The 619-nt window shown below is 33.1% G+C and carries 1 protein-coding gene; it reads left to right on the top strand.

Annotated features, from left to right (window positions below; genetic code table 11):
* Positions 1–619, top strand: a 619-nt coding sequence (locus ACP5NR_RS08800) for an Eco57I restriction-modification methylase domain-containing protein (protein ID WP_428006373.1), incomplete at both ends; no start/stop codon positions are given.

Genomic DNA, 619 nt, shown 5'->3' with positions numbered 1-619 from the left:
TTTTTATGAAAAAGGTATAAAGCTTTTAAAACCTGGCGGTCATCTTTGTTTTATAACATCAAACAAGTGGATGAGAGCAGGTTATGGAGAAAAGTTAAGAGAGTTTTTTATAAAGCACAATCCTAAGATTTTAATCGATTTAGGACCAGGAGTATTTGAGAGCGCAACAGTAGACACAAACATCTTGCTTATACAAAAGAAAGAAAATCAAAATAAGCTTATCGCTGCCACTCTACAAAAAGAAGACAAAAAAAATATACTAAATGCAATAGATAAAAAAGGCATACTACTTGAAAAACTCTCTAAAGATGCCTGGTTTATAGGAAGCAGTGCTGAGCAAAGATTAAAAGAAAAGATAGAGCGTCTTGGCAAACCGCTAAAAGAATGGGATGTGAATATTTATCGTGGCATATTAACAGGCTTAAACGAAGCTTTTATAATTACCACAGAAAAAAAAGATGAGATACTTGCAAACTGCAAAACTGAAGAAGAAAGAGAAAGAACAAGCAAAATTATAAAGCCAATTCTTAGAGGAAGGGATATAAAGAGATATTATTATGAGTGGGCGGGGCTGTGGGTTTTATGGATTTATCAAGGCATTAATATTGAAAAATATCCC

Origin of the sequence: Athalassotoga sp., assembly GCF_049965695.1 — a bacterium.
Classification (GTDB): domain Bacteria; phylum Thermotogota; class Thermotogae; order Mesoaciditogales; family Mesoaciditogaceae; genus Athalassotoga.
Note: the sequence above shows the minus strand (reverse complement) of the source record. Positions and strands in the feature narration are given on the sequence as shown.